3 protein-coding genes are annotated in these 3,438 nt (G+C 59.4%); 2 read left to right on the plus strand and 1 reads right to left on the minus strand.

Features of this window, described 5'->3' with window-relative positions:
- Both ACIREA_RS28875 and ACIREA_RS28880 read left to right on the plus strand, forming a co-directional pair.
- On the plus strand, positions 1–468 hold a 468-nt coding region (locus tag ACIREA_RS28875; RefSeq protein ID WP_397385783.1), incomplete at its 5' end, for a hypothetical protein.
- Between the two features lie 189 nt (positions 469–657).
- Positions 658–2,205 (plus strand): ammonium transporter, encoded by a 1,548-nt coding sequence (locus tag ACIREA_RS28880; protein WP_397385784.1) that lies wholly within the window; start codon positions 658–660, stop codon positions 2,203–2,205.
- Positions 2,206–2,276: 71 nt separating this feature from the next.
- On the opposite strand, the gene ACIREA_RS28885 is transcribed toward ACIREA_RS28880, so the two are convergent.
- Positions 2,277–3,438 (minus strand): lysostaphin resistance A-like protein (locus ACIREA_RS28885; RefSeq protein WP_397385785.1); only part of this gene is annotated, 1,162 nt, incomplete at its 5' end.

The following is a 3,438-nucleotide window of genomic DNA, read 5'->3' on the forward strand; positions in this document are numbered from 1 at the left end:
GGCGAGGAGGGCAAGCTCGAAGTCAACGGACTCACCTTCAAGTTCGCCACGCCTTGGGCTGAAATCCAAAGCACCGGCATGTTCCGCGCAGGAACGCTGACTGCCAAAGTGGAGGGCGCCGAGAAGCCCGTGGAAGCCGTGTTTTACAGCTTCCCCGGCCCCGGCGGCGGTGGTGACACTGAGGCCAACGTCAAACGCTGGCTGGGGCAGTTTCAGGGCACCCCTGAGTCCAAGCGTGAGGAACTCGATGCAGGAGGGAAAAAGATCACCCTGGTGACAGCCACGGGCACCTACAACGACGGCCCTCCCATGGGAGCCAAAACTCCACGTGAGAACTACAGCCTCATCGCCGCCATTGTTCCAGCCGGAGAGTCGAACATCTTCGTGAAACTCACAGGTCCCAAGGATGCCATCGCCAAGCTGGCGGATGATTTCAAAAAAATCGTCCTCAGCCCTTTCGCCAAGTAAGCGAAGCTTGAAATAACCAGTGCGTTTTCAAAAGCGGGTGGCCATCCACCCGCTTTTTTGTGCCCATCAGCCGGAGTCGATGCAGGGTTCCCCAGTTGTTTTTTGACACGAGGGGTTCAAAAAACAAAAGCGAAGTTGGCACGCGCCATGCTTGAGCTTGGATCGGAGCTAAATTCCACCCACTGACTTATGCTGAAACTCAACCACACTCGAACCTGGCGCAGCATGGCAATTGCTGCGGTAGTTGCCCTCACCACACTCGCAATCAACCCCGGCGATGCCCGAGGTCAGACTGCTGCACCGGCACCCGCTGCCGCCCCCGCCCCGGCTGCCCCTCCTGCGGCAGCTCCCGCCCCGGCTCCGGCCCCAGCAGCTGCTCCAGCCGCCGCCGCCGAGCCTGCCGCCGCAACCATTGAGCAACGTATTTTCGACTTGGAAAAATACGTGACCAATGGTCAGGCCGGTAAAGATGGTGACACCGTGTGGAAGTCCAACATCGCAGGCCCTGGCCCAGGTCACAACGCCTGGCAGATGACCAGCACTGCGTTGGTTATTTTCATGACCCTCCCCGGTCTCGCTCTGTTCTACGGCGGCCTCGTCCGCAGGAAGAATGTCCTCTCCGTCATCGCCCAGTGCATGGGCATCGCCGGTCTGGTCACCATTCTGTGGTGGGCATGTGGTTACAGTCTCTCCTTCGGTGCGGGCAACGCCTACATTGGAGACCTCTCGTTTAAGATGCTCGAAGGCGTGTCCCCTTACGCTTCCGGTGCTGGCTACTGGTGGATTTCAGACGCCATGTGGGCCATGTTCCAGCTCAGCTTCGCCATCATCACTCCTGCTCTGATCATCGGCGCGATCGCCGAACGCATGAAGTTCATCGCAGTGCTGGTTTTCGTCACCCTCTGGATGTTCGCCGTCTATTTCCCCTTCGCCCACATGGTGTGGAGCACGACGGGCCTGATGTGCGGTCCTCTTAATCCGGGTGCAGCCATCAAGGCGATCGACTTCGCCGGTGGCACAGTCGTTCACATGACCTCCGGCTGGAGCGCCTTGGTTCTCTGCCTCATTCTTGGCAAGCGCAAAGGTTACGGCAAGGAGCCCATGGCACCTCACAGCATGGTGCTTTGCGCAGTCGGCACTGGCATGCTCTGGGTCGGCTGGTATGGTTTCAACGCAGGTTCCGCCCTCGGTGCTGACGGCATTGCCTCCAATGCCTTCATGACCACCACGCTCGCTGCAGCCACTGCTGGTTTCGTCTGGGCTGTCACTGAATGGATACTCAAAGGCAAGCCATCCGTCCTCGGCTTCTGCTCCGGCATCGTTGCAGGTCTGGTGGTCATCACTCCTGCTGCAGGCTTCGTCACCGCCAATTCGGCCATGATCATGGGTGTGGCTGCCGGTATCGTTCCGTTCCTTGCAGTTGCCTACCTGAAGAACCTTCTCGGCTATGACGATGCCCTCGACACCTTTGGTGTTCATGGCGTCGGCGGCACGATGGGAGCCATCCTCACCGGCGTGTTTGCTGATGAGAAAGCCAACTCCATCATTGCCGGCCTCAAGGAAGGTCTGCTCATGAACCAGCTCAAGGCCGTCGCCCTCACCATCGGCTGGAGCGTCGCCGCCACCCTGGTCATCACCATCATCGTGAAGATCGTTGTTGGCCTTCGCCCTGAGCCTGAAGTGGAAAGCACGGGTCTCGACCTCGCCGAACACGGCGAAACAGGCTACGAACATTAATCACTGCAGGACAAGTTCCTGTTAACCCAAACCGGGCTGAGCAATCAGCCCGGTTTTTTTATGCCCTTTTCTCACCACAGCAGCAGCATCGCCACGCACATGATCCCGTTGTTCAGCGCGTGTGCCGTCATCGGCGCGATCAAACTCTGCCTCCACATGCGCAGAAAAGAGAAAGAGCACGCCAGCACCATGATCGCAGGCACTCCAGCCCAGCCCTGTGGATGAACCACCGCAAACACAAATGCGCCCAGCACCGCACCCAGCAGCCAGCACAGCCGTGCGGACAATCCGGGAAACAGCATCCCACGGAACGTGATTTCCTCTGAAATCGGCGCCCACACCACCGCCAGCAGGATCGCGCCGAATTTCGCCCACCCATTGCCCGCAAAAACGTCCACAATCGGATGCGATGGAAACTCGCCCGTGAGTTTCATGATCCATGACGCCGCGATCATCCCCACCACCAGCAGCGGCACTGATGCCAGCCAGCCCAGCACTCCTGCCACCATCTCTTTCCACAATCCCTGTCCGCGATGCAGCCCCAGCGCCTGACGCCAATGCGAACGTGACATGCCACGCAGCAGCGGCCATGTCATGCCGATGAAAAGAGCGATCAAGGCAGGCCCGTAAGCTGCCCAGCCCGGCAAAGGCACTGACAGCACACGCAGCAGCCAGGGTGGAAACACAAACAACACCAGAAAAATCGCAAACCCCTCCAGCAGCACACCACCCTCCACACGGCTGCGCAGTGCCAAGGTCAGGCTTATTTTCCCGCTGCGCCAGCGTACGATGCCCAAGATCAACACCCCCAGACCACCCACAGCCAAGCACATTCCCAGCAGGCTGAAGCCAATCAAAGCCACCGCCGTTTTCATGCCTTGCTGGGCCACGGCCCGCTTTGCCTCATCATTCCCAGTCTGCGCACGGGCGAGTTCGGCGATCCAGCCATGCCGCCTCCGGAATTTCGTCCAGGCCTCGTCCTGCACCTCGCCGTTCATCGCTTTCATGCGCTCCAGCGTCGCCACATCCGCCTGCAGATCCGCATCATTCGCTGCCAGCGCATCAAACTTCGCCTTCGCAGGCCAGACATGGGTCACGCTGCCTTCCACGATCAACACGCGCAGCTCGTCTGCCTTTCCACGGGAAACCTTGACCACATTTTCCATCAGCTTCTCGTCAAAGTTTGACTGCCATTCTCCCTGGGCATTGTCACCCCCCATCAGCACCTGCACC

Origin of the sequence: Prosthecobacter sp. (genome assembly GCF_044373815.1) — a bacterium.
Lineage (GTDB): Bacteria > Verrucomicrobiota > Verrucomicrobiia > Verrucomicrobiales > Verrucomicrobiaceae > Prosthecobacter.

Coding starts and splice junctions, on each gene's coding strand:
- ACIREA_RS28880 (WP_397385784.1), top strand. CDS start 658: ATGCTGAAACTCAACCACACTCGAACCTGGCGCAGCATGGCAATTGCT.